This is a genomic window from Pseudomonas sp. Ost2, assembly GCF_018326065.1.
GTDB lineage: Bacteria > Pseudomonadota > Gammaproteobacteria > Pseudomonadales > Pseudomonadaceae > Aquipseudomonas > Aquipseudomonas gingeri.
The window spans coordinates 5,627,416-5,653,458 of the sequence record NZ_AP021904.1 but is presented as its reverse complement, the minus strand read 5'-3'; the positions used below and the strand labels follow the sequence as shown (position 1 = coordinate 5,653,458).

Below are 26,043 nucleotides of genomic sequence, written 5' to 3'. Positions count from 1 at the left end.
ATGGACCGTCGTGGTTTTCTGCAACTCTGCGCCCTGACCGGGCTCGGGATTTCCCTGCCCGGCTTGAGTGCGGCCCGGGACCTGAGCGGGGTGACCCTGAATGTCGCCACCTACAAGGGCGCGGCCCCGACATTCTTCCCCGAGGCGGGTATCGGCCCGGCGCCGTATCAGGTCAGGTACGCCGAGTTCACCGGCGGCAACCTGAGTTTCGAGGCGTTGGTCAGCGGCACCCTGGATATCTCGCCGATGAGCGAAATCCCGCCGATCTTCGGCATCAAGAACCATGCCCCGGTGAAGCTCATCGCGGTGCTTACCGGTGACGTCAACAACCAGGCCTTTATCGTGCCCAGGGGCTCGACGGTGCAGTCGGTGGCCGAACTCAAGGGCAAGCGCATCGCCTATATCCGCTCCACCAGTTCCCACTACTTTCTGCTCAAGGCCCTGAAGGAGCAGGGACTGGGCTTCAACGACATCGTGCCCATGGCGTTGACGCCCCAGGACGGCTTTGCCGCGTTCCAGAACGGCGCGGTGGATGCCTGGGTCAGCTTCGGCTACTTCATCCAGCTGGCGGAACTGCGGGCCGGCGCGCGGGTGCTGAAGACCGGGCAGGGCTACCTGTCCGGCAACTACGTGATCGCGGCCAACCAGAACAGCATTGCCGACCCGCTCAAGCATGCGGCGATCACCGACTACATCCTGCGCGAGTACCGCGCGTGGCAGTGGATCGCCACGCATCCGCAGGAGTGGGCGAGCAAGAGCGCGCAGATCCTCGGCATGCCACGCGAAGTGTTCCTGGCGCAGTACAAGGCCCAGAGCGGACCACGCATCCTGCAACCGGTGGACGATGCGGCGGTGCGCTCGCAGCAGGACGTCGCCGACCTGTTCTTCGAGGCCGGGGTGCTACCGCAGAAGCTGGATGTCACGGGGTTGTGGGATCGCAGTTTCAACTGGGGCTAGGTGCCGCAACGATCAAGTCCCAGGGAGGACTCAATGCCTTGGAAAACCCTCGCGCTGGCCTTGCTGATCGCCTCGCCGGCTGAGGCCGCGGACACGCTGCACCAACGTCTCACCGTGCTCGACAGCCATCTCGACACACCCATGCATCTGGCCCGCCCGGGCTGGGATATCACGCAACGCCATCGCTATGAGGACGACCTGTCCCAGGTCGATCTGCCGCGCATGGAGGAGGGCGGCCTGGACGGTGGTTTCTGGGCGATATTCACGCCCCAGGGAGCATTGACCGATGAAGGCCGGACCCTCGCCAGCGAGCATGGCCTGGCGGTGATCACGCGGATTCGCGACATGATTGCCGCCCACCCGCGACAGTTCGCCCTGGCTCTGAGCGCCGAGGATGTCCCGAAGATCGTCGCGCGGCACCAGCGGGTGGTGTTCATCAGCATGGAGAACGCCGAGCCGTTGGCGGCGGACCCCGGCCGCCTGCTGACCTACCGGCGTCTCGGCCTGCGCATGCTCGGCCTGGTGCATGCGGCGAACAATGACTTCGCCGACTCGGCCACGGCGCTGCCGCAGTGGCATGGCCTGAGTCCCAGGGGGCGGGAGCTGGTGATCGAGGCCAATCGCTTGGGTATCCTGCTGGATGTCTCCCATGCCTCCGACCAGGTCTTCGATCAGGTGCTGGCCTTGTCCACGGCACCGATCATCGCTTCCCACTCCGGCAGCCGGGCGATCACCGCGCACCCGCGCAACCTCGACGATCGCCGCCTGCGGGCGCTGGCGGCCAAGGGTGGGGTGATCCAGGTGAACAGCTTCCCCAGCGACCTCATCGAGCAGCGAGCCAACCCGGAACGCAGCAAGGCCCTCGGGCCGCTGTACAAGGAGTTTCGTCTGGCCGCGAGCATGGCGCCGGAGCAGGTGGCGGACCTGGCAGCGCGGATTCGCGAGGTGGAGGCGCGCTTCCCCGAGCCCAGGGCGACCCTCGACGACTACATGAAGCACCTGCTGCATATCCTCGCGATGGTCGGCCCGGAGCATGTCGGCATCGGCGCCGACTGGGATGGCGGCGGCGGGGTCGAGGGGCTGGCGGACGTCTCGCAGTTGCCGAAGATCACCGAGCGTCTGCTGGCGGCGGGTTATGGCGAACGGGACCTGGCGAATATCTGGGGTGGCAATCTGTTGCGGGTGCTGGCCGCGGCCCAGGCCCGCTCTGAACCTTGAGCCGCCCGGTGTGGGAGCGGTCTTGCCCACGAAAGCGTCAGGAGCGTGCCCGGCGTCCTTGAGGTTATGCATTTTGCGCAATATCACCGTCATAAAATATGAAACAAAGTAATATTTGCATATGCCTAAAATGTATTTCTCTTATTAAGTTCCGCTCTCTAGGATGGCGTCCATAGACCGAAGTAACTGAATGTTTCATCGGGCTATAACGGAATGAACTATCCACTACACCAGGCAGGGAGCGCTTGCATGCCGTTGACCAGAAGACAACTGATTGCCCGTGTGGCTGCCGTCGGCGGCCTGCATGCAGCAACGGCGGTGATGGGCCTGCTCGGGGTGGACCAGCAGGCAACGGCCGGCGAAGAGAACTATGCGGCCTTGCCCATCGCCGCCGTCGGCAAGGGTGCCAGCGTGATCGTGATCGGTGCCGGCATCGGTGGCCTGGTCAGCGCCTTCGAGCTGAAGAAGGCCGGTTTCAAGGTGACGTTGCTCGAAGCCCGGGAGCGGGTCGGCGGACGCAACTGGACCGTACGTCACGGCGATCGTGTCGAGTACACCGATGGCAGCGTGCAGGTCGCCGACTTCGACAAGGGCTTCTACCTCAACGCTGGCCCTGGTCGCCTGCCCAGCCATCACCAACTGATGCTCGGTTACTGCCGCGAGCTGGGGGTCGAACTGGAAGTGCTGGTCAATACCAGCCGCAATGCCCTGGTTCGCCCCGACCTGAACGCACCGCCCCTCCAGATCCGCCAGGCGGTCAACGACAGCCGCGGGCATTTTTCCGAGCTGCTGGCCAAGGCGGTCAATCGCAACGCCCTCGACCAGGAACTGAGCCCGGCGGACCGCAGCAACCTGCTGAGTTTCCTGAAGACCTGGGGCGACCTCTCGGACAAGCTCGAATACCTCGGCTCGGCGCGCTCCGGCTACAAGGTCTGGCCGGGAGCGGGCGATCAACTGGCGCAGAAACGCGATCCGTTGCCGTTGCAGACGCTGCTCAATCCGGCGCTGACCACGGCGCTGATGATCGACGAGTACCCGGAGTTCTCCCCGACCATGTTCCAGCCGGTGGGGGGCATGGACCGGATTCCCAAGGCGTTCGAGCGCCACCTGAAAGCGGAGCTGCGCCTGGGTGTCGAGGTCCGTTCGATTGACAACCAGGCGGATTTCGTCGAGGTCGGCTACCTCGACCGACGCAGCGGTCGCAGCCACTCGCTGCGGGCCGACTATGTGATCAGCGCGTTGCCGCTGCCGTTGCTGGCCAAGGTCGAGAACAACCTCACCCAGCCGGTGCGGCAGGCGATTGCCGCCGTGCAGTTCGGCTACGCCAACAAGGTCGCCTGGCAGTCCCGGCGCTTCTGGGAAAGCGATTACCAGATCTACGGCGGGCTGTCCTTCATCAACCAGGAAGCCTCCGGCCTGTGGTACCCCAGCGGTGGTTTCAACCAGGCCGAAGGCGTGCTGGTGGCGGCCTACAACAACGGTGAAATCGCCCGCCGTTTCGGCGAGAAAAGCCTGGACGAACAGATCGCCCTGTCACGCCAGGCGGTGGAGTTGCTGCATCCCGGCCACGGTCATGAACTGCGCAAGCCGCTGGCGATCGCCTGGGCCAGGATTCCCTACAACCTCGGCCCGTGGATCAACCATGAAGTGGCTGACCCGGACTACAGCCTGCTCAACCAGGCCCAGGGTCGGGTCTACCTGACCAGCGACGGCCTGGCCCACAGCGGAGTCGGTATCTGGCAGGAAGCCGCCGCCGGCGCGGCACGACGGGTGGTCCGCCATCTCTTCGAGCGGGCCCAGCGCTCGCCCATCAAGCAAACGGCCTGAAAAAGCCGCGCTCTCACTAAAACAGCAGCATCGATTTGCCGGGTAGCGGACCTCCGAGGCCGGCGTTAAAAAAACCTTGGAGTGTCCGTATGTTTTTCAAGAAAACCTTGTTGGGTCTGGGGATCCTTTTCGCCGCGGGCAGTGCCCAGGCCGGCTCGATCCAACGGGTGCCGTCGACCTATCCCAATTCGCCGATCCTGCAGTCGGTGACTCTGCCGGCCAATGCCGAGGTCACCTACCTCTCCGGGCTGCTGCCCGATCCCGTCGACCCCAAGGCCGCCAAGGACCAGGTGCATGCCGTCGGCAACACCGAGACCCAGGCCCGGGCTGTGCTGCGCAAGGTCGAGACCCTCCTCGCCAGCCAGGGGCTCGGCCTCGGTGACGTGGTGCAACTGCGCATCTACCTGGTGGGCGATCCGGCACTGGGCGGCAAGCTGGATTTCGACGGTCTGCAGAGTGCTTTCCGGGAGTTCTTCGGGACCGACAAGCAACCGCTGAAACCGGCCCGCACCACGGTGCAGGTGGCCGGACTGGTATTGCCCGGCGCCCTGATCGAAGTCGAAACCGTTGCCGCCAAGGCGCGTTGAGCCGGTCCACAGGAAGGATATCCGAGTCATGGCTTCTACTTTTGGCAATACCCGGTTCGCGGCCCCGTTCAGTGCCGCGCTGCTCAGCCTCGCCACTTCCCAGGCGCTGTTCGCCGCCGACGAGACCCTCGATACCGTGGTGGTCACCGGCGTGCGCGGCAGCCAGCAACGCACGGTCACCGACAGCCCGGCCCCGATCGATGTGATCAACAGCGAGCAGTTGCGCACCATTGGCCAGAACGGCCTGAAGGAAATGCTGGGCCGCCTGCTGCCGTCGTTCAACGTGCCCACCATCAACGGCGGCGGCACCGCGTTCCTGGTCCGGGGCGTCAGCATGCGCGGCCTGGGCGGCGACCAGGTGCTGATCCTGGTCAACGGCAAGCGCCGTCACAACTCGGCGCTGATCAACAACGGTGCGCGGGTCGGCAACGCCTCGGTACCGGTGGACCTCGATCTGATCCCCACCGCTTCCATCGAGCGCATCGAGGTGCTGCGCGATGGCGCGGCGGCGCAGTACGGCTCGGACGCGATTGCCGGGGTGATCAATATCATCCTCAAGCGCAACGCCGAGGGCCTGACCTCCGATACCAGCCTGGGTCAATACTATGACGGCGACGGCACCACCGGGCACGAAGCGGCCAACTGGGGTTCGAAGCTGGGAGAGAGCGGCGGCTTCTTCAACCTGTCCTTCGACGGCAAGGTCCAGGAGCCCTACGAGCGGGCGGCCGCGGCCAGCGGCCAGTTGTATTTCAACCAGCCCGACGGCTCGCCCGATCCCCGCGAAAGCAACCGGCATGGCTGGGGCGGCGAATACGGCCTGGGGCGCGACCGCACCAGCAGCCTGGCCTACAACCTGGAACTGCCGCTGCAGGACGACCTCAAGCTGTATTCGTTTTCCACCCTCAGCTACCGCAACAGCAACAAGGACCTGGGCCATCGCAAGCCCACCGACATCACCAGCCTCGCCGGTGTGCCGGACGCGCCGTACCCCAATGGCGGCCAGGCCCGGCGCGAGATCCACGAGGTGGACTTCCAGTTCGCCGGTGGCGCCAAGGGCCTGGTCGGCAACTGGGACTGGGACCTGAGCAGCACCTATGGCAAGGATCGCGCGGTCCTCGACACGGCCAACAACCTGAATATTTCCAACGGCCCCTACGGCCAGCATGACTTCCACCTGGGCAACCTGATCTTCGACCAGTGGACCACCAACCTGGACTTCAGTCGCGCCCTGGATATCGGCTGGAGCAGCCCGCTGGAAACCTCGTTCGGCGTCGAGCACCGCTGGGAGAAATACGCCCTGGAAGCCGGCGAACCGAACTCCTACAACTTCGGCAGCTATGTGCCCAGCACCGGACCGTTTGCCGGCAGGGTGCCGGATCCGGGACTGTTCTCGGTCAACGGCACCACCCCGGAAGATGCCTATTCGTTGCAGCGCCACAGTGACGCGGCCTATGTCGACCTGGGCCTGAACGTCACGCCCAAGTGGTACGTGGGCGCGGCGGCACGTTATGAGAAGTACAACCTGGGCGTGGGCGAGACCGCCAGCGGCAAGCTCACCACCCGCTATGAATTTCTTCCCGGCTATGCGGTGCGGGCGGCGGTCAGCAACGGTTTCCGCGCGCCGTCCCTGGCCCAGAGCGTGTTCTCCACCACCAGTACCGTCACCCAGTTTTCCAGCGGTACGACCACCAACGTGCGGACCAAGCAGATGCGCCCGGACTCCCCTGAAGGCCGCGCCCTGGGCGCCAAGGACCTGGAACCGGAGACCTCGCGCAACTACAGCATCGGCTTGACCGCCGAGCCGGCGCAACGGCTGCGGCTGACGGCGGATTTCTACCTGATCGATATCGACAAGCGAATCCTCCAGACTGGCATCCTCAAGGGCCCGGCGGTGTCGCAGATCCTGGTCGACAACGGCCTGTCGCCGAACCTGGCCGGGCAGTACTACGCCAACGCCGCGGACACCCGGACCAAGGGCGTCGACCTGGTGGCGGACTACAGCCAGTCGTTCGGCGAATACGGTTCGGCGAAATGGAGCGTGGCCTACAACCGCAACAAGACCACCATCCGCAGCCTGGCCGACACCCCGGCGGCGCTGGCGAGTCTCGGCTCGCAGTACGTGCTGTTCGACCGCCAGCAGCAACTGGACCTGACCAAGGCCACGCCCAAGGACAAATGGATCCTGTCCGGCAACTACAAGGTCGGCGACTGGACCACCAACCTGCAGTTCACCCGTTTCGGCGAATACACCGAGGGCGCGAACAGTCCCGCCGACGATCGCACCTACAGTGCCAAGTGGATCACCGACCTGGACGTGGCCTATGACGTCACCCAGAACCTGACGGTGGCGGTGGGGGCGAACAACCTGTTCGACGTCTACCCGGACAAGATCGGCCTCAAGGCCTGGGCCGGCACCTACGAGTACGGCATGTTCTCGCCGTACGGACTGGGTGGCGGGTACTACTACAGCCGCATCAGCCTGGCGTTTTGAGTGATGAGCCCGCGTATCGATGCCACCCCCGTCCCCGTGGGAACCGGCTTGCCGGCGATGAGGCCGGTGAGTCTTGTATCGCCTGAGCGGTCGCCATCGCCGGCAAGCCGGCTCCTGCACAGGTGTGGTGTTTTGCTTGCGTTGCTACTGTGCCTGGGCGTCGAGGCCGCCGAGCCGTTGCGGGTCTCCAGCCAGAAGCAGTCGCTGAAGATCCTCCTGCAGGCCGCCGGTGAACTGGACAACCTGCCGTATCCGATCGAGTTCGCCTCGTTCGCCGCCGCCGCGCCCACCGCCGAAGCCCTCGCGGCCGGCGCGGTGGATATCGGCAGCCTGGGCGACGCGCCCTTCGTGTTTGCCGCGGCCGCCGGTGCGCCGCTGAAAACCGTCGGGGTGATCAAGGTCAATGTCACGCCGACCGCCGTGGCCATCGTGGTCAAGGACGACTCGCCGCTCAAGGAAGCCGCCGATCTCAAGGGCCGGCGCATCACGACCACGCGCGGCTCCATCGGTCATTTCCTGGCGCTGGCGGCACTGCGTTCGGTGGGGCTGCACGGGGGCGACGCGCAGTTCGTCTTCCTCGCCCCGGGCGAGTCGCGAACCCTGCTCGCCAACGGCGAGGCCGATGCCTGGTCGACCTGGGACCCCTACACCAGCATGGTCCAGCTGGAGGGCGGCACACGGGTGCTGGTCAGCGGTGCCGGGTTGTTCGCCGGGCATATGTTGCTGGTGGCCAACGACGCGGCGATCCGCGACAAGCCGGCGCAGATCGGCGACTTCCTGCAGCGCCTGGCCCGTGCCTATGACTGGGCCAATGCCCACCAGCCAGCCTTTTCCGCGATCCAGGCCGGCTACAGCGGCCTGCCACTGGCCATCCACGAACGTTCCAATCGCTTTGCCCAGGCCCATCGCATCGATGTCGGGCCGACGGTGATCGACGACGTGCAACACACCGCCGATCTGTATCGGGAGGAGGGCGTCATCCAGGCCGCATTCAAGGCCGACGAGCATTTCGATCAACGCTTCAACACTGCTGTGCACAGTCCATCACTTTCAGGGAATTGAAGGAGTTTTCATGTTTACCGTGACCACTGCCGATCAGCTTGAAGCACGACATATCCTCGATGTCGTGGAGAAACGTTCCTACGGGGTCCAGCTCAAGGGTTTCTGCCCGCCGGACACCTTGCAACTGGCCCGCGACAAGCTTTACCAGCACGACCTGCGGAGCGCCTTCAGCGAGCAGCGCGAATTCGTCCGGGTGGGCAAGGCCTACATCGAGATCCAGGACGAGCAGAGCCGCGCCGAGTACCACGCGCTGGCGTTGCCGAACATCCGCCGGATCCGCAACCTGTTCCGGCCGCTGGCCTCGCCCATCGACGAACTGCGCCTGCTGCTGGACGAGGTCTGGCCGAGCGGTGCGCATCTGTTGCAGGTGCAGGGGCAGAAATGCTTTGTCGGCATCGCCCGTTTCCAGGGCAGTGGCGTCGACCTCACGCCCCACACCGACGACCTGGAACGCAACACCCCGCCCGGTCATGGCCGGCAGTTGCTGAGCCAGCTCTCGACCAACATCTACCTGCAGATTCCCGACGACGGCGGCGAGCTGGAGATCTGGGGCATCGAGCCCGACGAAGACGAGTACCGGCGCCTGCGCGGCGAACGGGCCTACGGCATCGAGCGCCACCTGCTGCCGCCACCGGACTTCGTGATCAAGCCCGAGCCCGGCGACCTGATCCTGCTCAACCCACGGCTGATCCACGCGGTGCGCCCTTCGCCCACCAGCACCCGCGTCACCCTCGGCGTTTTTATCGGTTACTACGGCGAACACCAGCCTTTGGCCTACTGGAGCTAATCCCATGAGTACTGTGCAAGAGATCAACCTCAAGGCGTATTTCAACAAGGGTGGTGAAGACCACGAGTTCGATGGCAAGCGTGTGGTACTGGCGGTCAGCGTCGGCCAGGAGTATCACGAGGACCAGAAGCTGCGCTCGACCATCCACCTGATCAACCAGTCGGGCTTCAGCCACGTGAAGGTGGTGGTGGCCGACACCCTGCAACGCCACAACAAGCACGGCAAGTCGCCGGGAGAAGCGCTGTCGGCGTCGATCCGCGATGGCGATGCCTGGCTGGCGCGCAACCAGGGCATCCTCGACGGCTTGCGGGTGCCGTACCACGTGACGCGCTGGAACCAGGAACTGGCCAGCGACCGCTATGCCGAGCTGCGCCAGCAATTGAACGAGGTCTACCAGAGCCGCGAGGAACTGCGCCTGGCCATCGAGGAAACCATCGCGGTGTTCACCGACCGCCTGCGATTGCGTGACGAACACGCCGATATCGAAAAGGCCGCGGCCCAGTGCCGGGAATACATCCTGGAAGAGATCCCGATCATCCTGCCGCTGTGGGCGGACGAGGGTTATCACTATGTGCTGTATCCGCAGCAGATGACGGCGGCGATGGCCACCAGTCGCGACCTGCTGATCGCCCCCCACAGTCCGGACCGGGTGCGCTGGTTGCCGCTCAAGTTCAAGAAGCGCGGGATCCCGATTCCGTTCACCTTGCCGGGCATCGTGCACCCGAACTGGTCCAGTGGGGCGATTGCCATCTGAGGTTTTGTGCTGCCTGTCGCATCGCTTTCGCGGGCAAGCCCGCTCCCACACACGACCGCCAATTTGTGGGTGCGGGCTTGCCCGCGAAGAGGCGAGTGCGGCCACCCCGATATGGGTGATCGTGCCCACGCTCCGCGGCACAAAAACGGACGCGGAGCGTCCAGCGAGGCGTACCCACGCTGGAGCGTGGGAACGATCCTTACGAGTGATTTTCAATTGAAAAAAGGAGTTTCCCCATGGGCGTTTTTGCGCAACAGCAACGCAAATGGTGGGCATTGCTCGGCGTGAGCATTGCCAGTTTTCTCGGCTGTGTCGATTTCACCATCGTCAACACCGCGCTGCCGGCCTTGCAGGCCGACCTCGGGGCGTCGGTCGACAGCCTGCAATGGGTGATCAACGGTTTTATCCTGGCACTGTCGAGCTTCATGGTGCTGGTCGGTCGCCTGGCCGACCTGCACGGGCGCAAGCGCGTGCTGTTTATCGGCCTGAGCGTGTTCGGCCTGGCCTCCCTCGGCGCCGGGCTGGCGGTCGGTATCGATGGCCTGATCGCCGCGCGCATCGCCCAGGGGCTGGCCTGTGCGGTGCTCTACACCGCCTCGGGGGCGATTGTCGCCAATACCTTCGACAGTGCCGAACAGGGCAAGGCCTTTGGCGTGCTGTTCGGCGTCAACGGCGTCGGGCTGGCGGTGGGACCGGTGCTCGGCGGGCTGATCACCAGCGCCTTCGGCTGGCAATGGATCTTCCTGATCAACGTACCGTTTGTCCTGCTGAGCCTGGGGATCTGCGCGTTCAGCGTGAATGAATCGCGCTCGCCGCAGGCGGGTACCCGGCTCGACTGGCTGGGGGCGGCGCTGCTGCTGGTCGGCTTGCCGAGCCTGGTGCTGGTGATTGTCCAGGGGGCCGCCTGGGGCTGGAGCTCGCCGTTGAGCCTGGGCCTGATCGGGCTGGCGGTTGTGGCGCTGACGGCCTTTGTCCGGGTAGAGAAACGTGTCGCGGCACCGATCATCGATCTGCAGCTGTTCGCCAATCGGCGCTTTGTCGCCGGCGTGGTCGCCAGTTTCACCCTGGCGGTGTTCTATTGCGTGGCGTTCTTCGTGATGCCGCTGTACCTGGCGCTGGTACGCGGTGAAAGCGTGCAGGCCAGCGGCCTGCTGTTGCTGCCGACCACCCTCGGGGTGGCGCTGCTGTCGCCGCTGGTGGGGCGGCTGGTGGACCGCAAGGGCCCGGCCCTGCTGATCAAGTCCGGCCTGTTGTTGTTCCTGCTGTCGGCGCTGTTGCAGGCCGGTTTCGATCGCCAGACTTCGCTGCCCTACCTGCTGGCGGCCTTCGTCATCATGGGGCTGGGCTGGGCCAGTATCCTCGGTCCGTCCACGGTGCTGGGCATCTCCTCGGTACCGCAAGGCGTGTCGTCGGTGGCGATGGGGTCGCTGATGACCCTGCACAATGTCGGCGGCGGCCTCGGCCTGGCGGTCGGCGTGGGCATCTACCACGGCTTTTCCGGACAACCGCTGGACGATGTGCAAGGTGCCTTTATCCACGGTTACCGCGCGGTGATGCTGTTCCTCGCCCTGGTGGTGCTGGCCGGCTGGGCGCTGGTCAGTGGCCTGTTGCGGGTGCCGGCGGCGCAGCCAGCGGTGGAGGGCTCCGGTCGTGGCTAGGCGAGCCGGGCAGATTCGCCTCGGTGCCTTTCTGTCGGGCTCCGGTGCCCATGGCGCCAGCTGGCGGCATCCGCAGGCGGACGCCGACGCCTCGCTGGATGCGCGGCGCTACGTTGCTTATGCCCAGACCCTGGAGCGCGGCTGCTTCGATGCCCTGTTCCTCAATGACAACGTTGCCGTGGGCAGCCTCGATCCGCAGGTGCTGGCGCGCAGCTCCCACAGCCTGCGCTGGGACCCGCTGACGCTGCTGCCGGCATTGGCGATGACGACCCGGCATATCGGCCTGGTCGCCACCGCCAACACCAGCTACAACGCACCGTACAACCTCGCCCGGACCTTCGCCTCGCTGGATCATCTGTCCGGCGGGCGCGCCGGCTGGAACCTGGTGACGGCGCTGATCGGTGGCGAGAACTTCAATCGTGACGAACACCTGGCACATGCCGACCGCTACCAGCGGGCAGAGGAATTTTTCGATGTGGTCAGCGGGCTCTGGGACAGCTGGGCGGACGATGCCTTTGTCCGGGACAAGGCTTCGGGGACCTGGCTCGATGTGACCCGGATGCATGTGCTGGAGCACCAGGGCCGGCACTTCCAGGTCCGTGGTCCGCTGAATGCGCCACGGCCGCTGCAAGGCTGGCCGGTGATCGCCCAGGCCGGCTCTTCCGAAGCCGGTCGGGAGCTGGCGGCGCGTACCGCGGAGTTGGTGTTTACCGCGCAGCAGACCCTGCGGGAAGCCCAGGGATTCCATGCCGACCTGAAAGGCCGTCTGGCGCGGTATGGGCGGACTGCCGAGGCATTGAAGATCTTCCCGGGGATCTCGCCGACCGTGGGGCGGACCTTGAGCGAGGCCGAGGAAAAACACGACTACCTGCAAAGCCTGGTCGATCCCCAGGCGCAGCTCAAGGGCCTGTCCTACCTGCTGGACCTGGGGCTCGACCTGTCGTCATTGCCTCTGCAGGCACGGGTGCCGTTGCCGGACGAAGTGCCGTCGACCGAGCGGCATAAAAGTCGCCAGCAACTGGTGATCGAGCTGATTCGCCGCGAGCGGCCGACCGTGGCGCAATTGCTGCGCAGCCTGTCGGCCAGCGGACACAAGGTACTGGTGGGCACGCCCGCGCAGATCGTCGACGAACTGGCCACCTGGTACGAGGAGGATGCGGCGGATGGCTTCAATGTGCTGTTTACCCATCTGCCGGGGGCCATCGACGATTTTGTCGGGCTGGTGGTGCCGGAGTTGCAGCGCCGGGGATTGTTCCGGCGGCAATACGAAGGCCGCAGCCTGAGGGAGAACCTCGGGCTGCGGCGGGTCGAGAATCGCCATTTTGCCGGGGGGCGGCGGACCTGAGCGGGCAGCTCCGCCGGCACGGCTGTCGGCTCAGTCTTCGCGCAGGCTGTCGAGCATCCCTTGCAACGATTTCCGGCTGGCCTCGTTCAGTGGCGACACCGGCAGGCGTGGCTCGCCCGCTTCCAGGCCGGTCAGGCGCAGCCCGGCCTTGACCGTGGCCGGCAAGCCGCCCTTGAGGATGAACTCCAGCAGCGGCAGTTGCCGGTAGAACAGGGCCCGGGCCCGTTGCAGGTCGTTGTCCTGCACCGCCTGGTACAGCGCGCCGTTGAGCTGCGGGATCAGGTTCGCCGCCGCCGTGCACCAGCCCACCGCGCCGGCGCAGAAGGCTTCCAGTGCCAGCGGATTGCAACCGTTGTAGAACGGCACCTGGCCTTCGCCGAGCAGGTGCAGCTTGTGCATGCGCTGGATATCGCCGGTGCTCTCCTTGACCATGGTCACGTTCTCCACGGCGCGGACGATCCGCAGGATCAGTTCCACCGACATGTCGGTGCCGCTGGTGGCCGGGTTGTTGTAGAGCATGATCGGCACGCCGATGCTGGCGCCGATGGCCTGGTAGTGGGCGAGGATGTCCCCTTCGCCGAGCTTCCAGTAGGCCGTCGGCAGCACCATCACCGCATCGGCGCCCCTGGCCTCGGCGAAGCGGGCGCGGCGCACGGCCTTGGTGGTGGTCAGGTCGGACACGCTGACCACGGTGGGGACGCGCCGGGCGATATGGGCCAGGCTGAATTCGGCCACGGTGTCCCATTCGGCGTCGCTCAGGTAGGCGCCTTCACCGGCGCTGCCGAGGGGCGCGATGGCGTGCACGCCGCCTTCGATCAGGCGGTCGATGCCACGTCCCAGTGCGTCGAGGTCGAGGTGTTCGCCGTCGGCGCTGAAGGGCGTGACGGGGTAGCCGATGATGCCGTGGATAGCAGGGGTAGTCATGTGGGTCTCCGGGATTGAGAGCAGGTTATCGGGCAGGGACGCTCAGTTCAGGCAATCGGCGTGCTGGCGCAGGTTCTGCCGAACGTAGTAGTTGAAGGCCGTGGCATGGCGCTTGGGCCGGGAGATCCAGTCATGGGCTTCACGACCCAGTTCCGGCAGGATCGGCTTGATCGTGCCGGCAGCCATGGCCAGCAGTTGCAACCTGGCCGCACGCTCGATCAGTTGGGCGATGACGCAGGCCTCCTCGATACTCGCACCGGTGGAGAGCTGGCCGTGGTGGGAGAGCAGGATCGCCCGTTTGTCACCGAGGGCGGCGCTGATGATTTCGCCTTCCTCGTTGCCCACCGGCACGCCGGGCCAGGCTTCGAGAAACGCGCAGTCCTCGTAGAGCGGGCAGAGGTCCATATGCGAGACCGCCAGCGGCACTTCAAGCATCGACAGCGCGGCGACGTGGGTCGGATGGGTGTGGATGATGCAGTTCACATCCGGCCGGGCGCGGTAGACCCAGCTGTGGAAACGGTTGGCCGGGTTGGGCATGCCCTGGCCTTCGAGGACTTCCAGGTCTTCGTTGACCAGCAGCAGGTTGCTGGCGCTGATCTCATCGAAGCCCAGGCCCAGTTGCTGGGTGTAGTAGGTGCCGGGCTGCGGTCCGCGCGCGGTGATCTGCCCGGCCAGGCCCGAGTCGTGGCCGTTCTCGAAGAGGATGCGGCAGGTCAGGGCCAGCTTTTGCCGGTCAGTCCACGTATTATCCGCCAGGGTGTTCTGCATCTGGTTCAGGGCCTGCTTGACCAACTGGTCCTTGGGCAGTGCTAATGTCTTGGCCATATCGGGGTCCTGTGTCATGTCGAGGGACGTCGGATCTGCCAACCCTCCGTTGCTCGCAAGGTTGTGGGTGGGAAAGCGGATGACACCAAAGAGGCTATATGACACAAAGTGTCATTGGCAAGACGAATTCGCTGGCTTTCTGCTGGATTAATCGCTGCGCATGTCTATCCGTTTGAAATTATTGAGAAAAAAACTTGGCGTAACCCTTGAGGCATTGGCCGAGAAATCCGGCATGACCAAGAGTTACCTGTCGAAGGTCGAGCGCGGCTTGAACACGCCGTCGATTGCGGCCGCGTTGAAACTGGCCAAGGCGTTGAACGTCAAGGTCGAGGAGTTGTTCAGCGAAGACAGTGTCAGCCTCGACAGCTACAGCCTGGTGCGCCGTGGGCAGCGTCAGTCCCTGGGGACTGATGCGCAGGCGCCGGGTTATGCGGTGCTGGCCCATCAGGTCAGCGAGCGCACGTTGCTGCCGTTCATCATCTATCCGCCCAGGGAATTCACCGACAAGCGCTTCAAGGAGCACCTCGGCGAAGAGTTCCTGTTCGTCCATGAAGGCCGCGTCGAAGTGGACTTCATGACCGAACGGGTGATTCTCGAGCGCGGCGATGCCTTGCATTTCAACGCACAGAAACCCCATCGCCTGCGCTCGGTGGGCGAAGAGCAGGCCGAGTTGCTGGTGGTGGTGCACAGCCGTGAGGAGTGACCGGGAAAGTCTCAGTCCTCGGGGGTGACCAGCAGCTGCGGGCTGCCCAGCGGGTGGCTCTTGGCATCGAAGAAGCGCAAGGTCACGTCGCGGCCGACGAACAGTTTCGCGAAGCGCCGTTTCTGGTGCTGGATGAACGCCTTGCTGCGCGGATGGATCGAGATCGCCAGGGTCTGGATGCGGGCGTCGTGCAGGGCCTGGACGATGTGCTGGTCCTGTTCGCCGAGGTCGTGGCCGAAGATGCACAGGGCGCCCTGGTGCTCGCTCAGTTGGCCGTAGCAGTACGCCAGGTAGTCCGAGTTGCGGATCGCCTTGAGCTTGTCTTCGGCACTGCCTTCGCTGACGAACAGCGGCACATCGCCGAGGGTGTTGATGGCGAAGCTGCCGAGCAGGGTGCTTTCCGAGGACAGCAACTTGCGCGTGCTGCCATCGAGATTCTTCACCAGGTGCAGGCCGCCGTGCAGGTAGAGGATGCGCGTGCCCTGGGTTGCGGTATTGCCCAGGTCGAAGGTCGCGTCGGCGTTCCAGAACAGGTCCTTGAACGACTGCGGCGCCTGCATGATCGCCCAATAGTTGAGCAGGTCATAGTTGGTGGAATAGAGCGTCTGGTAGTTGCCCAGTTCGGCGTTGATCCGCGCCAGGCTGCCGGGTTCGACGAACTTCCACGGGATGTGCACCGAGCGCACCGCATGGATCAGCGCTTCCTTGATCGCGAAGTAGCGATTGCGCGGTGACGACGAGTTGATGGTCAGGGCGGCATTGACCTTGATGGTGCTCTTCAGCGCACTGAGCACCTGTTCGAAGTTGCTGGTGTCCAGGGCCTTGAACACCGCCAGCTCACTCAACCCCAGCGGACGGTTACGGGTGCTCTGGGCCTTCTCGAACAACGAGTCGTAGGAGAACTTCGGCCACACCGCCAGGCTCGCCCCGTTGCCGATCAGCAGCCCCTTGAAGGGGATCTCGGCGCGCAGGGCGTTCCAGTCTTCAAGTTCGGCGTCAAATTCCTGGAATTCCATAATCGCTATTCGTCGTCTCAAGGCAAAAGGTGGACAGGCGGCGACTTTATCACGACCCGGCGTTGAGCCAGATCAACAACGCCCACGGATAACCGGTCGATGCTCTGAGCCTCGTGGGGCAGGCAAGCCCCGTCAACGCCAAGAGGACTCGCCATGAGCAGCACATTTTTCATTCCCGCCGTGAATATCATGGGCATCGACTGTCTGGACGAAGCGATGAATGCCATCCGCAACTACGGTTTTCGCAAGGCGCTGATCGTGACCGATGCCGGGCTGGCGAGGGCGGGCGTGGCGACGCGGATCGCCGAGTTGCTGGCGATGCAGGACATCGATTCGCTGATCTTCGACGGCGCCAGGCCCAATCCGAGCATCGACAACGTCGAGAAAGGACTGGCCGTGCTGAAGGATGCCGGCTGCGATTGCGTGGTGTCCCTGGGCGGCGGTTCGCCCCACGACTGCGCCAAGGGCATCGCCCTGTGCGCCACCAACGGCGGGCATATCCGCGACTATGAAGGTGTCGACCGTTCGGCCAGGCCACAACTGCCGCTGATCGCGATCAATACCACCGCCGGTACCGCCAGCGAAATGACCCGCTTCTGCATCATCACCGATGAGTCGCGGCACGTGAAAATGGCCATCGTCGACCGCAATGTCACGCCGCTGCTGTCGGTCAACGACCCGGCGCTGATGGTCGCCATGCCCAAGGGGCTGACGGCGGCCACCGGCATGGATGCCCTGACTCATGCGGTGGAGGCCTATGTCTCGACGGCGGCGACACCGATCACCGATGCCTGCGCGATCAAGGCCATCGAGTTGATCAGCGCCAACCTGCGCCTGGCGGTGCGCGACGGCAGCGACCTGAAGGCCCGGGAGAACATGGCCTATGCGCAGTTCCTGGCGGGCATGGCCTTCAACAATGCCTCCCTGGGATTCGTCCATGCCATGGCGCACCAATTGGGCGGTTTCTATGACTTGCCCCACGGCGTCTGCAATGCGGTGCTGTTGCCCCATGTGCAGATTTTCAACGCGGCGGTATGCCCGCAACGGCTGAGCGATGTGGCGCGGGCGCTGGGTGCGGAGGTTGCCGGGTTGAGCGCGGAAGAGGGCGCCCAGGCGGCCATCGTGGCGATCCGCAGCCTGTCCGGGGACGTCGAGATTCCGGCCGGCCTGCGTGAGCTGGGGGCCAAATTGCAGGATATCCCGGTGCTGGCGGCCAATGCCCTGAAGGACGCCTGTGGCCTGACCAACCCGCGGGCGGCCGATCAGCGGCAGATCGAAGAGATCTTCCGCAGCGCGTTCTAGTCACAGATCGTTCCGCAGCGCATTCCAGCCTTCTAGGATCTTTCGCGGGCAAGCCCGCTCCCACAGTTGATCGCGTTCCCCTGTGGGAGTGGGCTTGCCCACGAAGGCGTCAGCGCATTCACCAGCGCACGTGACGTGGTGCAAACACCGTTCATCTCGTTGGCACTTGCAAATAAAAACCTTTGCGGGTTTAATTGAGTGATTACTCACTTATTCCCCGAGCACTCCCCGATCCATGGCCCGTCCGAAAAGCACCGACAAACGCAACGCCATCCTCAGCGCCGCCATCGAGGTGTTCGCCGAGCAGGGCCTGGGTTGTCCGACGCTGAAGATCGCCAGGCTCGCCGGTGTCGCCGAGGGCACGCTGTTCAACTACTTCAGTTCCAAGGACGTGTTGCTCAACGAACTCTACCTGCATCTCAAGGCCGAGTTGCGTGACGTGATGATGCCCGGCTATCCGCGCACGGAAACGGTGAAGAAGCGTGCCCGCCATGCCTGGCAGAGCTATGTCGACTGGGGCGTGGCCGAGCCGCACAAGCGCAAGGTGGTGGCCTTGCTCGGGATGTCCGCGCAGGTCACCGAGCAGAGCAAGCTGCTCGGCATGCAGGACTTCTGCGAGGTCAACGCGATGATGCAGGAGAGCATCGCCAGCGGTCTGTTCCGCGATCAGCCGGCGGCCTTTGTCGCGGCGATCATGGGCGCCCTGGCCGACACCACCATCGATTTCATCCGCCGCGAACCCGACCAGGCCGAACGTTATGCCGAAACCGGTTTCCAGGCGTTCTGGAGTGCCACTGCCAAGGAATAGGCGAGGCTTTTTCTTGTATTGAAAATGAGTGAGTGCTCACTCATAAATTATCTCAACGCAAAGCAGGAGTACGATAATGTCCAAAGTCTGGTTGATTACCGGAAGTGCCAGCGGCCTGGGTCGCAATATTGCCGAGGCGGTGCTGGCGGCAGGGGAACGCCTGGTGGCGACGGCGCGTGATCCACAGCGCCTGGACGACCTGGTGGCGCGCTATGGCGACCAGGTGCGGCTGGTGGCCCTGGATGTCACGGACGCGGCAGCGGCACAAGCCGCGGTGCAGGTCGCGGTCGATACGTTCGGGCGCCTCGATGTGCTGGTCAACAATGCCGGCTACGGTCATCTCGCGCCCTTCGAGCAGACCGAAGCCGAAGCGTTCCGCGCCGAGGTCGAGACCAATTTCTTCGGCGTGGTCAACATGACCCGGGCGGCCTTGCCGGTGATGCGCGCACAACGCAGCGGGCACATCCTGCAGATCTCCTCCGTGGGCGGTCGCCTGGGCATGCCCGGCCTCAGCGCCTATCAGGCGGCGAAGTGGGCGGTGGGCGGTTTCACCGAAGTGGTTGCGCAGGAAGTGGCGCCGCTGGGCATCAGGATCTGTGCTATCGAACCGGGCGGCATGCGCACCAACTGGGCGGTACGCGCCGGCCAGGGTACGCCGTCGATCATCGACGACTACGCCGAGAGCGTCGGTGCGATCAAGGAGTTGCTCGGTGCCTATGCCGGCAATGAGCCGAGCGATCCCGATCGTATCGCGCAGATCCTGCTCAAGCTGGCCTATCACGAGCAACTGCCGCTGCACCTGTTGATCGGCAACGATGCGCTGCAGTACTGCGCGCAGGCCGAGACCGCGCGCGCCGAGGCGGGCGAGCGCTGGCTGGAGGTCAGTCGCGCCGCCGACTACAGCGCACCTGTCGAGCTGCCGGCATTTCCAACCCATTGAGAGGTCGTCCATGAAGATTCTGTTGTTCGGTGCGACCGGCATGGTCGGCCAGGGTGTCCTGCGTGAATGCCTGCTGGCCGATGATGTGCGGCAGGTCCGGGTCATCGGTCGTACGCCGGTGAGCCAGGTCGATGGCAAGCTCAGCCAGGTGGTACACGCCGACCTGTTCGACTACCACGGCATCGAGGCCGAGTTGCAGGGCTTCGATGCCTGCTTCTTCTGCCTCGGTGTTTCCGCGCTGGGCCTGGACGAGGCGCAGTACACCCGGGTGACCTACGACCTGACGATGGCGGCCGCCACGACCTTGTCGCGGCTCAACCCGGACATGACGTTTGTCTATGTCACCGGCGCGGGCACCGACAGCAGTGAAAAGGGCCGCAGCATGTGGGCGCGGGTCAAGGGGCGCACCGAGAACGCCTTGCAGCGCCTGCCGTTCAAGGCGGTGTACCTGATGCGTCCCGGGGCGATCCAGCCGCTGCACGGCGTGCGCTCCAAGACCCCGCTGTACCAGACGGTCTACAGTGTCGCCGGACCGTTGATCAGCCTGCTGCGGCGCTTGTGGCCGGACACCATCCAGACCACCGAAACCGTGGGCCGGGCGATGTTGGCGGTGGCCCGCCAGGGCGCGCCGCAGGCGATCCTCGATCCCCGGGCGATCAATCAACTCTCAGCACGGGGCTGAAAGGGCGATATCCTCGGCACTTCGATTGAGCCGCCGCCGAGTCTGCCATGCTGCAAAAAAGCCTGATCCGCCGCCTGGACCTGATCACCCTGCAACTGTTCGTCGCCGTGCACGAAGAAGGCACCCTGACCCGCGCGGCAGCTCGCGAGGCCATCGCCGTGTCGGCGGCGAGCAAGCGCCTGATGGAGCTGGAAGAGGCGCTGGGTGTCGGTCTGTTCGTGCGCCAGGCCAAGGGCATGGCGCTGACGCCGGCCGGGGAAACCCTGTTGCATCACGCCCGGCAGATGTTGTTCAACGTCGAGAAAATGGGCCTGGAACTGGGTGAGCACACCCAGGGTGTACGCGGTTATGTGCGCATGCTGGCCAATCTTTCGGCGATCATCCAGTTCCTGCCGGAAGACCTGCGGGACTTCTCCGCGCGCCATCCGCAAGTGAAGGTCGATCTCGAAGAGCGCCCCAGCAATGGCGTGGTGCAAGGCGTGCTCGACGGCGTGGCCGATCTCGGCGTCTGTTCCTGCGACACCGATGTGCGCGGCCTGCCCAGCGTGCTCTACCGGCACGACCGGCTGGTGGTGCTGATGCTGCCCGATCATCCGCTGGCGGGCCGCGAGGAACTGGCGTTCGCCGAGACGCTGGACAGCGATCACGTCGGCCTGCATTCGGCCAGTTCGATCAATATGCGCACCCATGCGGCGGCCCGCGCGGCGGGCAAGGTGCTGCGTCTGCGGATCCATGTGCCGGGCTTCGATGCCATGTGCCGGATGGTCCAGGCGAACATGGGCATCGGCATCCTGCCGCTGAAGGCCTATGAGCTGTTCGGTCGGGCCCTGGGCTTGCACGCCGTGCCGCTCAACGACGAATGGTCCACGCGCAGCCTGATCCTGGTGGCCCGGGATGAGACGGCGTTGTCGCCGGTGAGCCGTTTGTTGTTCGAGCACCTGAAAGCGCCGGACTGAACGTTCCTGCTCCCGAGCTTTCGCGTTTCGCGAACGAAGCTTGCCGAGTGAAGGTTGGATTCAACACCCCGTGCTCCACTAGCCTTGGCTGCAAATTCCAAGAAAGTGAGGTACCGGTGATGACTGCTCCCCTGAGCGGAATCAAGGTGATCGAGATCGGCACGCTGATTGCGGCGCCTTTCGCGGCGCGCATGCTCGGCGAGTTCGGCGCCGAGGTGATCAAGATCGAATCCATCGGCCAGGGCGATCCGCTTCGCAAGTGGCGAAAGCTCCACGAAGGCACCTCGCTCTGGTGGTACCTGCAATCGCGGAACAAGAAATCCCTGGCGCTGAATCTCAAGTCGGCGCAAGGCATCGAACTGGTCAAGCAACTGGCGACCGATGCCGACGTGCTGATCGAAAACCTGCGCCCCGGCGCCCTGGAGAAACTCGGCCTCGGTTGGGACGTGCTCCACGCCCTCAATCCCGGGCTGACCCTGGTGCGCATTTCCGGCTATGGCCAGACCGGCCCCTATCGCGACCGTCCCGGATTCGGCGCCATCGGCGAAGCCATGGGCGGGATCCGCTACACCACCGGCACGCCCGGTTCGCCACCGGCGCGGGTCGGGGTCAGTCTCGGCGATTCCCTGGCCTCGTTGCACGGTGTCATCGGCGCGCTGATGTCGCTGTTGCGGGTCAAGACCGGCCAGGGTGAAGGGCAGGTGGTCGATGTCTCCCTGGCCGAAAGCGTGTTCAATGTCATGGAAAGCCTGGTGCCGGAATACGACCTGCTCGGCCATGTCCGTGAGCGTACGGGGGGAGCCTTGCCCGGCATCGCTCCGTCCAATACCTACCTGACCGCTGATGGCGCCTATGTAGTGATCGCCGGCAACAGCGACCCGATCTACAAGCGCCTGATGAACGTGATCGGCCGCCCCGACCTGGCCGAGGCGCCGCAGTTCGCCCACAACGATGGCCGGGCGGCACAGAGCGGGTTGCTGGACGCGGCGATCACCCACTGGACCAGCAGCCTGCCGATCGACGATGTACTGCTGGCCCTGCAGGACGCCGAGGTGCCGGCCGGGCGGATCTATTCCGTCGCCGATATCGTCGCCGATCCCCATTACCAGGCCCGCGACATGCTGCTGGATGCGCAATTGCCTGGCGGTACCCGGGTGAAAATGCCGGGCATCGTGCCGAAACTGTCCGAGACACCGGGCGTGGTGAATTGGCAGGGGCCGAGCCTGGGCCAGCATACCCATGACATTCTCCAGGACCTGGGCCTGATCGAGGCCGATATCGAACGCCTGAAAGCCGAAGGGGTGGTGCAATGATCCGCGATTTTTCCGAACGCCTGGTGGTCCAGGAAGTCTCGCCCCGCGACGGTTTGCAGATCGAACCGAGCTGGGTCGAAACCGTCGACAAGATCGCCTTGATCGACGAACTGTCGCTGGCCGGCTTCTCGCGGATCGAAGGCGGTTCCTTTGTCTCGCCCAAGGCGATCCCGGCGCTGCGCGATGGTGAAGCCGTCTTTCGCGGCATTCGTCGCCAGGCGGGCGTGATCTACGTGGCATTGGTGCCGAACCTGAAAGGGGCCGAGCGGGCCCTGGCGGCCGGCGCCGATGAACTGAACCTGGTGATGTCCGCCAGCCAGAGCCACAACCGGGCCAATATGCGCATGAGTTGCGAGGCCTCGCTGACGGCCTTCGCGACGGTCATCGAACGGGTTCGCGGCGAGACGGTGCTGCTGAACGCGAGCATCGCCACCACCTTCGGCTGTCCGTTCGAAGGTGCCATCGACGAAGACCGCGTGGTGCGGATCGTCGATACCTACCTGGAAATGGGCATGCAGGGCATCACCCTGGCCGACACCACCGGCATGGCCAATCCGCGTCAGGTCGAGCGGCTGGTCAAGCGTGTGCTCGGCCGTCTGCCGGCCAAGGCCCTGACCCTGCATTTCCACAATACCCGTGGCCTGGGCCTGTGCAACGTGCTGGCCGCGTATGAGGTCGGGGCCCGGCGTTTCGACGCCGCGGTCGGCGGGCTCGGCGGCTGCCCTTTCGCCCCCGGGGCCTCGGGCAATATCTGTACCGAGGACCTGGTCAACCTGTGCGACGAGATGGGCATCGACACCGGGATCGACCTGCCGGCGCTGCTGGCGATCTCCCGTCGCCTGCCGGCGCTGCTCGGACACGAACTGCCCGGCCAGGTGGCCAAGGCCGGACGCAATTGCGACCTGCATCCGCTCCCGGACTTTGGCGCCGGATCATAGCGGTACCTGCTTCAGACAATCATCACCAGACAACAAAAACAATCGGACACCCACGGGCAGTCCGCCTGGAGAAATACCATGAGCCTCAATGTCCTGGAGGCGGGCGCGAGCCCCGCCGTTATGCACACTGCCGAAAAAGCCCTGGTCAGCAAGGTCGCCTGGCGACTGATGCCGCTGATCATGGTCTGCTACCTGTTCGCTTTCTTCGACCGGATCAATATCAGCTTCGCCAAGTTCCAGTTGCAGGCCGACCTGAGCCTCAGCGACACCGCCTACGGGTTGGGAGCGGGGCTGTTCGTGGTCGGCTATGTGCTGTTCGAAGTGCCGAGCAACATGATGCTCTACAAGGTCGGCGCGCGCCGCTGGATCGCCCGGATCATGATGTCCTGGGGACTGGCGACGGCGGCGATGGTCTTCGTCAACAGCGAATGGCAGTTCTATGCCCTGCGTTTTGTCATCGGCGCGATGGAGGCCGGTTTCGCCCCGGGTGTGCTGTATTACCTGACCTTGTGGTTCCCCCAGCACTATCGCGGACGTATCACCTCGATGCTGTTTCTCGCCTCGGCGTTCGCCGGCCTGGTGGGCGCGCCGTTCTCCGGGCTGGTGCTGGAACACCTCGACGGTGTGTTGCAGATGCGCGGCTGGCACTGGTTGTTCCTGCTCGGCGGCCTGCCTTGCATCGGTCTCGGCCTGTTGGTGCTGACCCTGCTCAAGGACCGTATCGACGATGCCCACTGGCTGACACCGGCGGAGAAGACCCTGCTGTCGAGCCGTATTGCCCAGCATGAGCCGCACCAGGGCGGCAGTTCGCTGCTGGCGGCGCTGCGCATTCCCGGTTTCCTGACCTTGGGGCTGATCTACTTCCTGATCCAGGTCGCTTCCTATGGCCTGAACTTCTGGGCGCCGCAGCTGATTCGCAGCGCGGGCACCCAGAGCCCGGTGATGATCGGCTTGCTCACGGCCATCCCCTATATCTGCGGGGCGATCAGCATGGTGGTGGTGGGACGCCTGTCCGACGCCAGTGGCGAGCGCCGCAAGTTTGTCTGCGGGCTGGTGGTGCTGGGGGCGATCGGCTTCTTCTGTGCGGGAATCTTCGCCGATCACACGGTGTTCCTGATCGTTGCCCTGAGCCTGCTGGGAGCCGGGATCATCGCGTCGATCCCGACCTTCTGGACCTTGCCGCCGAAGCTGCTGGCCGGCGCGGGTGCCGGTGCGGCGGGCGGTATCGCGGTGATCAATACCCTGGGGCAGTTCGGCGGCATCATCAGCCCGGTCATGGTCGGACGGATCAAGGACCTCAGCGGCAGCACGACGCCGGCGCTCTACGTCATCGGCGTCACCAGCCTGATCGCCGCCGGGTTGCTGTTGTGGGGGCTGCCACAGAAACTGCGCAGCCTCGACCGGCATCAGGCCGACTGAGCATTGCCCGCCGCTGACGTGGGCAGTTGGGCGACGGGCCGGCCGGGGGCGCTGCCGAGCTGGATCGTCACCACCCCGGCGATCAGCAGGGCCGCGCCGATCAGCCGCGGCGTGTCGAGAGGGCGCGCCTGCAGGCCGAACAGGCCGAAGTGATCCAGCAGCAGCGAGGCCGCCACTTGCCCGGCGAGGGCCAGGGCGATAAAGCCGCCCGTTCCCAGCCTGGGCACCAGCAGTACCGCCAGGGCGACGAAACACACACCGAACAGGCCGCCGAGCCAGATCCAGGCGGGAGCCCGGGCGGCAAATTCCAGGTCGGGGAATGGCAGGCGCAGGGCGAGCATCGTCGGCAGCAGTACGGCCATGCTCACCAGCAGCGAGACCAGCGTTGCCCACAGCGGATGGCCGAGGCCCCGGCCCAGGTTCGCGTTGACCGCGCTCTGGAACGGCACCACCGCGCCGGCTAGCGCCGCCAGGGCCAGCAGCCCGAGCCAATTCAAGATGTTCATGATCGTTCTCCAACAGGTTTTGCTGGACTCTAAGGTATTCGCCGGGCAAATTTAAATTCGAAGAAAATATCAAGAGCATGCAGCGGATGAATGATCTTCGTCGTATCGATCTCAACCTGTTGGTGATCCTCGACGCCCTGCTCGCCGAACAACACGTGACCCGTGCCGCCGAGCGCCTGCACCTGAGCCAGCCGGCGGTCAGCCATGCCCTGGGCCGTTTGCGCGATTTGCTCGGTGATCCCTTGCTGGTGCGTGTCGGCGGCGGCCTGGTGCCGACCGCCCGGGCGCTGGAACTGGCGTTGCCGTTGCGCGATGCCCTGGGGCGGGTGCAGGACCTGCTGGCCCCGCAAGGTTTTGATCCGGCGTCGGCCCGACGCACGTTCCGGCTGGCGATGTCCGACTATGGCGCCGCCCTGTTGTTGCCGGGGCTGGTGCGGGTGTTGCGGCGGGAGGCGCCGGGCATTGACCTGCAGATCACCCAGGCCAGTCGCGAGGGGATGCTGGAGCTGTTGCTCAATGGCGATATCGATGCGGCCACCGGGGTGTTCCCGGACTTTTCACCGGAGTTGCGCAGTGCCCATCTGTTCAGCGAGCACTATGCCTGCCTGGTGGATCGGGACAGTCTGTCGGCCGGGGGCGGGCTCGATCTGTCCGACTATCTGGCACGGCCCCATGTGCTGCTGGAAATGCGCGGCAGCGGCACGGCGGAAATCGAGCGGGCCCTGAGCGCGATGCACCAGCGTCGGCGCGTGGCGCTCAGCCTGCCGCACTGGAGCGTGGCGCCGCAGTTGATTGCGGGCACGGACCTGATCCTGACCGTCGCCTCGCGCAACTTGCGCCATATCGATCAGGAGCGGCTGGTGGTAGTGCCGCCGCCCTTCGAGATTGCGCCGTTCGATTTCATTTTTGTCTGGCACCAGCGTCGTGATGGCGATCAGGCGCTGGGCTGGCTGCGCGAACGCCTGCGGGCGGTGGTGGCCGTGGGCGCGCTGGATTGCCGGTGATGGGGTCGCGAGTCCTGCGGC

General features: G+C 64.9%; 24 protein-coding genes. 20 read left to right on the top strand and 4 right to left on the bottom strand.

The window, feature by feature from the left end; genetic code table 11:
- From KI243_RS24905 to KI243_RS24860, 10 genes are all read left to right on the top strand, one after another.
- On the top strand, positions 1-957 hold the full coding sequence (locus KI243_RS24905; protein ID WP_017126598.1) for an ABC transporter substrate-binding protein: 957 nt from the start codon (positions 1-3) through the stop codon (positions 955-957).
- Between the two features lie 33 nt (positions 958-990).
- Positions 991-2,175, top strand: a complete 1,185-nt coding sequence (locus KI243_RS24900) for a dipeptidase (RefSeq protein WP_178991284.1) — start codon at positions 991-993, stop codon at positions 2,173-2,175.
- Between the two features lie 249 nt (positions 2,176-2,424).
- Positions 2,425-4,002, top strand: a complete 1,578-nt coding sequence (locus KI243_RS24895) for an FAD-dependent oxidoreductase (protein WP_212810017.1) — start codon at positions 2,425-2,427, stop codon at positions 4,000-4,002.
- A gap of 89 nt (positions 4,003-4,091) precedes the next feature.
- Positions 4,092-4,589: a RidA family protein gene (locus KI243_RS24890; RefSeq protein ID WP_178991282.1), complete on the top strand. Its 498-nt coding sequence runs from the start codon at positions 4,092-4,094 to the stop codon at positions 4,587-4,589.
- Between the two features lie 28 nt (positions 4,590-4,617).
- Complete coding sequence (locus KI243_RS24885) at positions 4,618-7,080, top strand: TonB-dependent receptor (RefSeq protein ID WP_103032948.1); 2,463 nt, start codon at positions 4,618-4,620, stop codon at positions 7,078-7,080.
- A gap of 132 nt (positions 7,081-7,212) precedes the next feature.
- Positions 7,213-8,142: an aliphatic sulfonate ABC transporter substrate-binding protein gene (locus KI243_RS24880; RefSeq protein WP_244861774.1), complete on the top strand. Its 930-nt coding sequence runs from the start codon at positions 7,213-7,215 to the stop codon at positions 8,140-8,142.
- 10 nt (positions 8,143-8,152) lie between these two features.
- Positions 8,153-8,929: a 2OG-Fe(II) oxygenase gene (locus tag KI243_RS24875; RefSeq protein ID WP_177088167.1), complete on the top strand. Its 777-nt coding sequence runs from the start codon at positions 8,153-8,155 to the stop codon at positions 8,927-8,929.
- A 4-nt stretch (positions 8,930-8,933) separates the two neighbouring features.
- Entirely contained in the window at positions 8,934-9,683 is a 750-nt protein-coding gene (locus tag KI243_RS24870; protein ID WP_017126591.1) for a tRNA-dependent cyclodipeptide synthase, read from the top strand.
- Positions 9,684-9,919: 236 nt separating this feature from the next.
- Positions 9,920-11,341: an MFS transporter gene (locus KI243_RS24865; RefSeq protein ID WP_017126590.1), complete on the top strand. Its 1,422-nt coding sequence runs from the start codon at positions 9,920-9,922 to the stop codon at positions 11,339-11,341.
- A complete protein-coding gene (locus tag KI243_RS24860) occupies positions 11,334-12,686 on the top strand; it encodes an LLM class flavin-dependent oxidoreductase (protein WP_244861773.1) in 1,353 nt (450 codons plus the stop codon). The genes KI243_RS24865 and KI243_RS24860 overlap by 8 nt, the downstream gene beginning before the upstream one ends.
- Before the next feature lie 30 nt (positions 12,687-12,716).
- On the opposite strand, the gene KI243_RS24855 is transcribed toward KI243_RS24860, so the two are convergent.
- Together KI243_RS24855 and KI243_RS24850 are read right to left on the bottom strand one after the other, a co-directional pair.
- Positions 12,717-13,610, bottom strand: coding sequence for a dihydrodipicolinate synthase family protein (locus KI243_RS24855; RefSeq protein WP_212810015.1), 894 nt, complete (start codon positions 13,608-13,610; stop codon positions 12,717-12,719).
- A gap of 42 nt (positions 13,611-13,652) precedes the next feature.
- The gene (locus KI243_RS24850) at positions 13,653-14,435 is read right to left on the bottom strand and encodes an aldolase (RefSeq protein WP_017126587.1); all 783 of its coding nucleotides are present in this window, start codon (positions 14,433-14,435) and stop codon (positions 13,653-13,655) included.
- A gap of 160 nt (positions 14,436-14,595) precedes the next feature.
- Between KI243_RS24850 and KI243_RS24845 the strand changes: the two genes are divergently transcribed.
- Positions 14,596-15,138: an XRE family transcriptional regulator gene (locus KI243_RS24845; RefSeq protein ID WP_017126586.1), complete on the top strand. Its 543-nt coding sequence runs from the start codon at positions 14,596-14,598 to the stop codon at positions 15,136-15,138.
- Positions 15,139-15,149: 11 nt separating this feature from the next.
- Here the strand turns inward: KI243_RS24845 and KI243_RS24840 are convergent, their stop codons facing one another.
- Positions 15,150-16,154 carry a DUF4917 family protein gene (locus KI243_RS24840; RefSeq protein WP_017126585.1) on the bottom strand — a complete coding sequence of 335 codons (1,005 nt, stop codon included), beginning with the start codon at positions 16,152-16,154 and terminating at the stop codon, positions 15,150-15,152.
- A gap of 153 nt (positions 16,155-16,307) precedes the next feature.
- Between KI243_RS24840 and yiaY the strand changes: the two genes are divergently transcribed.
- The 8 genes from yiaY to KI243_RS24800 all read left to right on the top strand — a co-directional run bounded on the left by yiaY (position 16,308) and on the right by KI243_RS24800 (position 24,512).
- Positions 16,308-17,456, top strand: a complete 1,149-nt coding sequence (gene yiaY, locus KI243_RS24835; RefSeq protein ID WP_177088176.1) for an L-threonine dehydrogenase — start codon at positions 16,308-16,310, stop codon at positions 17,454-17,456.
- Between the two features lie 235 nt (positions 17,457-17,691).
- Positions 17,692-18,264, top strand: a complete 573-nt coding sequence (locus tag KI243_RS24830) for a TetR/AcrR family transcriptional regulator (protein WP_017126583.1) — start codon at positions 17,692-17,694, stop codon at positions 18,262-18,264.
- A 76-nt stretch (positions 18,265-18,340) separates the two neighbouring features.
- Positions 18,341-19,204, top strand: coding sequence for an oxidoreductase (locus KI243_RS24825; RefSeq protein WP_017126582.1), 864 nt, complete (start codon positions 18,341-18,343; stop codon positions 19,202-19,204).
- Positions 19,205-19,214: 10 nt separating this feature from the next.
- Positions 19,215-19,886 (top strand): NAD(P)H-binding protein, encoded by a 672-nt coding sequence (locus tag KI243_RS24820; protein WP_177119336.1) that lies wholly within the window; start codon positions 19,215-19,217, stop codon positions 19,884-19,886.
- A gap of 47 nt (positions 19,887-19,933) precedes the next feature.
- Positions 19,934-20,842 carry a LysR family transcriptional regulator gene (locus KI243_RS24815; protein ID WP_212810014.1) on the top strand — a complete coding sequence of 303 codons (909 nt, stop codon included), beginning with the start codon at positions 19,934-19,936 and terminating at the stop codon, positions 20,840-20,842.
- A 119-nt stretch (positions 20,843-20,961) separates the two neighbouring features.
- Positions 20,962-22,155 carry a CaiB/BaiF CoA-transferase family protein gene (locus KI243_RS24810; protein ID WP_177119338.1) on the top strand — a complete coding sequence of 398 codons (1,194 nt, stop codon included), beginning with the start codon at positions 20,962-20,964 and terminating at the stop codon, positions 22,153-22,155.
- Positions 22,152-23,093: a hydroxymethylglutaryl-CoA lyase gene (locus KI243_RS24805; protein ID WP_177119339.1), complete on the top strand. Its 942-nt coding sequence runs from the start codon at positions 22,152-22,154 to the stop codon at positions 23,091-23,093. Before KI243_RS24810 ends, KI243_RS24805 begins: the two co-directional genes overlap by 4 nt.
- A 78-nt stretch (positions 23,094-23,171) precedes the next feature.
- Positions 23,172-24,512 (top strand): MFS transporter, encoded by a 1,341-nt coding sequence (locus KI243_RS24800; protein WP_017126577.1) that lies wholly within the window; start codon positions 23,172-23,174, stop codon positions 24,510-24,512.
- Here the strand turns inward: KI243_RS24800 and KI243_RS24795 are convergent.
- Entirely contained in the window at positions 24,500-25,018 is a 519-nt protein-coding gene (locus KI243_RS24795; RefSeq protein WP_017126576.1) for a DMT family transporter, read from the bottom strand. The two genes, KI243_RS24800 and KI243_RS24795, sit on opposite strands and share 13 nt — an antisense overlap.
- 77 nt (positions 25,019-25,095) lie before the next feature.
- Here KI243_RS24795 and KI243_RS24790 point away from each other — a divergent pair, with 77 nt between their 5' ends.
- On the top strand, positions 25,096-26,022 hold the full coding sequence (locus tag KI243_RS24790) for a LysR family transcriptional regulator (RefSeq protein ID WP_177088188.1): 927 nt from the start codon (positions 25,096-25,098) through the stop codon (positions 26,020-26,022).
- The last annotated feature ends 21 nt before the right edge of the window (positions 26,023-26,043 follow it).

Coding starts and splice junctions, on each gene's coding strand:
- KI243_RS24905 (WP_017126598.1), top strand. CDS start 1: ATGGACCGTCGTGGTTTTCTGCAACTCTGCGCCCTGACCGGGCTCGGG.
- KI243_RS24900 (WP_178991284.1), top strand. CDS start 991: ATGCCTTGGAAAACCCTCGCGCTGGCCTTGCTGATCGCCTCGCCGGCT.
- KI243_RS24895 (WP_212810017.1), top strand. CDS start 2,425: ATGCCGTTGACCAGAAGACAACTGATTGCCCGTGTGGCTGCCGTCGGC.
- KI243_RS24890 (WP_178991282.1), top strand. CDS start 4,092: ATGTTTTTCAAGAAAACCTTGTTGGGTCTGGGGATCCTTTTCGCCGCG.
- KI243_RS24885 (WP_103032948.1), top strand. CDS start 4,618: ATGGCTTCTACTTTTGGCAATACCCGGTTCGCGGCCCCGTTCAGTGCC.
- KI243_RS24875 (WP_177088167.1), top strand. CDS start 8,153: ATGTTTACCGTGACCACTGCCGATCAGCTTGAAGCACGACATATCCTC.
- KI243_RS24870 (WP_017126591.1), top strand. CDS start 8,934: ATGAGTACTGTGCAAGAGATCAACCTCAAGGCGTATTTCAACAAGGGT.
- KI243_RS24865 (WP_017126590.1), top strand. CDS start 9,920: ATGGGCGTTTTTGCGCAACAGCAACGCAAATGGTGGGCATTGCTCGGC.
- KI243_RS24855 (WP_212810015.1), bottom strand. CDS start 13,610: ATGACTACCCCTGCTATCCACGGCATCATCGGCTACCCCGTCACGCCC.
- KI243_RS24850 (WP_017126587.1), bottom strand. CDS start 14,435: ATGGCCAAGACATTAGCACTGCCCAAGGACCAGTTGGTCAAGCAGGCC.
- KI243_RS24845 (WP_017126586.1), top strand. CDS start 14,596: ATGTCTATCCGTTTGAAATTATTGAGAAAAAAACTTGGCGTAACCCTT.
- KI243_RS24840 (WP_017126585.1), bottom strand. CDS start 16,154: ATGGAATTCCAGGAATTTGACGCCGAACTTGAAGACTGGAACGCCCTG.
- yiaY (WP_177088176.1), top strand. CDS start 16,308: ATGAGCAGCACATTTTTCATTCCCGCCGTGAATATCATGGGCATCGAC.
- KI243_RS24830 (WP_017126583.1), top strand. CDS start 17,692: ATGGCCCGTCCGAAAAGCACCGACAAACGCAACGCCATCCTCAGCGCC.
- KI243_RS24825 (WP_017126582.1), top strand. CDS start 18,341: ATGTCCAAAGTCTGGTTGATTACCGGAAGTGCCAGCGGCCTGGGTCGC.
- KI243_RS24820 (WP_177119336.1), top strand. CDS start 19,215: ATGAAGATTCTGTTGTTCGGTGCGACCGGCATGGTCGGCCAGGGTGTC.
- KI243_RS24815 (WP_212810014.1), top strand. CDS start 19,934: ATGCTGCAAAAAAGCCTGATCCGCCGCCTGGACCTGATCACCCTGCAA.
- KI243_RS24810 (WP_177119338.1), top strand. CDS start 20,962: ATGACTGCTCCCCTGAGCGGAATCAAGGTGATCGAGATCGGCACGCTG.
- KI243_RS24805 (WP_177119339.1), top strand. CDS start 22,152: ATGATCCGCGATTTTTCCGAACGCCTGGTGGTCCAGGAAGTCTCGCCC.
- KI243_RS24800 (WP_017126577.1), top strand. CDS start 23,172: ATGAGCCTCAATGTCCTGGAGGCGGGCGCGAGCCCCGCCGTTATGCAC.
- KI243_RS24795 (WP_017126576.1), bottom strand. CDS start 25,018: ATGAACATCTTGAATTGGCTCGGGCTGCTGGCCCTGGCGGCGCTAGCC.
- KI243_RS24790 (WP_177088188.1), top strand. CDS start 25,096: ATGCAGCGGATGAATGATCTTCGTCGTATCGATCTCAACCTGTTGGTG.